We start from the raw sequence: 4,522 nt of genomic DNA, 5'->3' as shown, positions 1-4,522 counted from the left end.
ATCAGAACCATACGTCTGAGAGGCCATTCCTCATGGTATTTGCTCGCCCAGAGAGGCGTGAAATTCCAAAACGGGCTCTAGATGGCGAGGAACTGACGCTGGAGGTCAACGACGACGGGCCGGGCCCTGGCGACCACAGGAACGCCCGGAGTGGCCTGGGCCTGGGCGGGATGCGGGAGCGCGCTGAGAGCCTGGGGGGCCGCTTCCACCTGGAGGGCGGCGCGGCGGGCGGAACCCGCGTGGTGGCTTGGCTGCCGTTGGCGCCAGAGGTCGACGGTGAGTGACGTGATCCAGGTCGTCGTCGTCGACGACCATCCCCTGTTCCGCGAGGGCGTGGCGGCCACGCTGACCCGCGAGGCGGACATTCAAGTGGTCGCCGAGGGCAGCAGCGCCGAGGACGCAGTGCGGCTGGGACAGCAGCATCTCCCGAACGTGCTGCTGCTCGATTTGAGCCTGCCGGGCGGGGGGCTGAGCGCCCTCGCCACCCTCACCCAGACCTGCCCGGCGGTCCATGTGGTCATGCTGACCTTCAGCGAGGAGGAGACCGACGTGCTGGCCGCCCTGCGCGGTGGGGCACGCGGGTACGTGGTCAAGGGCGTGACAGGCCGGGAGTTGCGGGCCATCGTGCGGAGCGTGGCGGCAGGCGAGGTCTTTGTCACCCCGGCGCTGGCCGGAACGATGCTGCTCGAACTGTCCTCGCCGCAGGAGGTGTCTGGGGGGAGCCGTCCCCTGGAGCAGCTCACGGCGCGCGAGCGGCAGATCCTTGAGCGCGTGGCGCTGGGACGCAGCAACAAGGAGATCGCCCGGGACCTCGACCTCACCGAGAAGACGGTCAAGCACTACATGACCAATGTCTTGCAAAAACTCCAGGTCCGCAACCGCGTCGAGGCTGCTCTGCTGGCCCAGCGCGAAGGGCGCCGCTGAGCCAGACCTCTGTCTCCCGCTCACGGTCTGGAGCGCTGCCGGGCTCCAAAGGTTGATTGTGACCCTTTCCCCAGCGGAGTGCTACAGACTTTGGTCAGGCAAAAGCACTTCACCCATGGACCTTGGTCCGTATCATGAGATCATTCACCCTCCTACCCTAAAGGTGCAGGGCAACGGTGCTGGCGGATGAGGCCTATGGGCCTCATTCACCCTGATCGGGCCGCCATCCGGTCCTGCTCCATGGTCCATGGCGTCCGGTGACGACCGTATGCTCAAGGAGGAACGACTATGCGTCCACGTCCCCTGTTCGCGCTGCTTCTGACCGCCGGTCTCGCCGCCTGCGGGACCGGTCCGTCTTCCCCCGGGGTACCCCTGAGCGCGCAGGCCACAAACAACGTGACGGGGCTCACCGCCCCCGCCGGATTCCTGCGGCTCGGCAATGACCTGTGGGTCTCCGACCACCTGCTGGGCTTTTGCCGGGTGGACAGCGGGAGGATCAACTCCGCCACCTGCAACACGAGCGCCGGGTCCCCCGGCCAGGCCGCCTACGATCCTGCGACGGGCCTCGTGTATGTCCCCGACAAGTCCGCCAAGGGCTCGGGGGTATGGCGCCTGAAATACAACCCCACCAGCCGCACGGTCTTTACCCAGAGCGCGCCCCTGCTGGGCGGCAACGTTCTGGGCAGCGCCCGGCCCACTGCCGCCGCGCTGACCGCCGACGGCAGGCGGCTGTTTATCGTCAGCGGCCGGGACGGCAAGATCGTGCGGCTGGACAATCCTGCGGGCAACTTTACCGGCTCAGTGGTGGGCCAGAGCAGCGACGGGCGCGGAATGCTGGGTGCAGCTATCTTAGGCCTCACCCTGTATGTCGCCGAGAAAGGGGGCGTCACGCAGATCGGCGTGGACTGCGTGGCGAGTGCCGTCTGTCTGGCAAATCCCACCGGATTGGGAAGCGCCGCCCCCACCGCCGTGAACGCGTTCTCTGACCCGAACACTGGGACCGACCGGCTGTACGTCGCCGATGCGGGCAGCGTCTCGCGCTACACCTTCCAGGGCGGGGAGTTCCTGGGGGCGGAGACCGCCTCGGGCTTCCAGGGCGTGACCGGCCTGGGCCTGGACGTGGGCAACGTGTACGTGGGCCAGGACCCCAGCGGGGCGGGCACACCCCTGGCCGGATTCGTGTCCCAGCTTTCGGTGAACACGGGAGACTGGACCGACGGTGGCGTCACGGCGCCCCCGCCGAGCGGGACTTTCGGCACGCCCACCCCCGTCGTGAAGAACCTGACTTCCCCAGGCGGCGTCCTGCGCATCGGGAACGACCTGTGGGTGGCCGACCACCTCTTCGGCCTGTGCCGCTTGGACGGCGGGCTGCTCAATATCAACACCTGCAACCTCAGCGCGGTTTCGCCAGGACAGCCCGCCTTTGACCCTGTCACCAATTCCGTGTACGTGCCGGACAATTCGGCCAAGGGCACGGGCGTCTGGCGCCTGCGCTACAACCCCTCCTCCCGCACGCTGAGCACCGTGGGCAGCACAGCGCTGGGGAGCAACGTGCTGAACGGCAACCGCCCGACCGCGACGGCCCTGACCCCGGATGGCCGGCGGCTGTTCGTGACCAGCCTCAAGAACGGCAATGTGATCGCCATTGACAACCCGTCGGCCAACTTTGTGGGCGACGTGGTGGGTCAGACCAGCGATGGGCGGCGGGCCACGTCGCTGACGATGGCGAACGGCAGCCTGTACCTGGCCGAGAACGGCGGCGTGACGGTAATGGACATGACGTGCAGCAAGGCTGCTCCGTGCAAGGCCAATCCCTCCGGCCTGGGCACCACCGCCCCGACGGCCTTGGCGTCATTCACCGACAGTGACGGCAACAGCACCGTGGACGTGGCCGACGGCAACGCCGTGCTGCGCTTCAGTTTCCGAAATGGAGAATTCGTTAACCAGGAGACGCTCGGCACCGCCTTCGCCTTCCCGACGGCCATGCTGGCCGAGGCCGATCAGATGTATGTGGCGGACGACCCCTCACAGGGCGCCACCGCCCTGTCCGGCCGCCTCTGGAGTCTGCCCACCCACTGACCGCCAGGGACGACTCCGTGCTGTTCGGCAGCGGCGCGCTGGTCATTGACGTGACGCTTCGCAGCAGCGTCACTGTACCGGACGGTGCTCGGATCATCACACAGGCCCAAGCCGATGCCCTTTAGCTGTACTTGAGCGGTAATCAGGACCATTGAATACAGCTGTGCAGCACCCACAACATTACGCTGTATCCCAGGCCGTCGGGGATATTCCCCGACGGCTTAACGGAACCTTTCGGCGTTCCGCCCCGTAACAAGCCCAAGCCCTCACCACCCGCCTTAGCCCTGCACCACCCCACACGAGGAGAATCCCATGCGTTCCCTGTTTATCCTGCCCGCCCTGCTGCTCGCCAGCGCCATTGCTGCCCCAGTCAAATACGTCGTGACCGACCTGGACAACGTAAACGTGATGACCGCCGAGAACGAAACCGATATCGAGAATTTCACGGCCATTACCAATAAGATCGGCGGCACGGTAACTTTCGACGCGGTCGCCAAAACGGGCAGCGCCGATCTGACGGTGGACGGAGCCTCCATCAAGACCGGTGTGCCCGCGCGCGACGGCCACATGGTCAGCAAAGACTGGTTCAATTTCGCTGCCAATCCCATCATCCGTTTCAAGACGACGCAGGTCACCTGGGTGAGCGGTGACAATTACAAGGTCAGCGGTACCCTGACCATGAACGGCGTCACCAAACCAGTCAACACCGTTGCCCGCGTCAAGTTGACGCCGGCCAACGATGTGACCAAAAGCATGAAAATTCCGGGTGACGCGCTGGCCATCTCGGTGAAAATGAGCGTGTTGCTCAGCGATTACGGCATACAGCATCCGGCAATCAAGGCGGGCCGCGTTGGGAATATCCTGCCCATCAGCTTGAAATTCATTGCCTCGCAGCCGTAACCCAGGCCAGATACAGAGCAGGACGGAGGAGAGGCGCATGAACAGAACCACCGTTTTAAACAGGCTGGCCGCTGTCTGTGTCGTTCTGGCCGCCGCGGCCCTGGTGACGGGGTTATGGCTCGGCACACAGGCTCAGCCGGTGCAACTGCTGCGCCCGGCCCCGGCCGCGCAGGCCGATCTGTTTGGTGGTGAGGCCACTACGGGGGAGCCGAGCGGCACCCGTATCGGCAGTCCACAGGCCCTGATCATTCGCAATCAGGCAGTCTTCCTGCCCGAAACGGGTGAGGATGGTCTGCGCTACGTGGATGAGCCGATGTTGACCGAACTGGGCCTGTATCCGCTGCAACTCAAAACTGTGCGCTTGCTGAGCATTCTGGCTGTCATGGGGTTTCTCGGTCTCGCATTGACGCTGTGGCTGGGTGGACGCTGGAGCCATAAGATGGCCCTGCGTGCTGCGTCGACCCAACATAAGAGGGTATGACGCTGGATAGTTCGAATACGAGTTCCGCTCTATCCCTGAGCACATAAGGGGAGGTCTGGGCTTGTCCCGCTATTGCGTAGTTGAGGTTAAGCGGCTTTAGCTTGGCGTTCGAACTCGTGAGGCGTCAAGTAGCCCAGT

Annotated in this window: 5 protein-coding genes; all 5 read left to right on the top strand. The window is 64.8% G+C overall.

Features of this window, described 5'->3' with window-relative positions:
• Positions 1 to 32: 32 nt before the first annotated feature.
• The 5 genes from IEY21_RS17160 (at position 33) to IEY21_RS16515 (ending at position 4,384) form a co-directional block, all read left to right on the top strand.
• Positions 33 to 284: a sensor histidine kinase gene (locus IEY21_RS17160; RefSeq protein ID WP_373290534.1), complete on the top strand. Its 252-nt coding sequence runs from the start codon at positions 33 to 35 to the stop codon at positions 282 to 284.
• Positions 277 to 924: a LuxR C-terminal-related transcriptional regulator gene (locus tag IEY21_RS16530; protein ID WP_188905439.1), complete on the top strand. Its 648-nt coding sequence runs from the start codon at positions 277 to 279 to the stop codon at positions 922 to 924. Before IEY21_RS17160 ends, IEY21_RS16530 begins: the two co-directional genes overlap by 8 nt.
• A gap of 288 nt (positions 925 to 1,212) precedes the next feature.
• Complete coding sequence (locus IEY21_RS17070) at positions 1,213 to 3,003, top strand: hypothetical protein (protein ID WP_188905438.1); 1,791 nt, start codon at positions 1,213 to 1,215, stop codon at positions 3,001 to 3,003.
• Between the two features lie 312 nt (positions 3,004 to 3,315).
• Complete coding sequence (locus IEY21_RS16520; RefSeq protein WP_188905437.1) at positions 3,316 to 3,903, top strand: YceI family protein; 588 nt, start codon at positions 3,316 to 3,318, stop codon at positions 3,901 to 3,903.
• 37 nt (positions 3,904 to 3,940) lie between these two features.
• Complete coding sequence (locus tag IEY21_RS16515) at positions 3,941 to 4,384, top strand: hypothetical protein (protein ID WP_188905436.1); 444 nt, start codon at positions 3,941 to 3,943, stop codon at positions 4,382 to 4,384.
• Positions 4,385 to 4,522 lie beyond the last annotated feature (138 nt).

This window comes from Deinococcus aerophilus (assembly GCF_014647075.1).
In the GTDB taxonomy this organism is placed as follows: domain Bacteria; phylum Deinococcota; class Deinococci; order Deinococcales; family Deinococcaceae; genus Deinococcus; species Deinococcus aerophilus.
The sequence above is the reverse complement of the archived record's forward strand: the minus strand, read 5'-3'. Positions and strand labels throughout refer to the sequence as shown.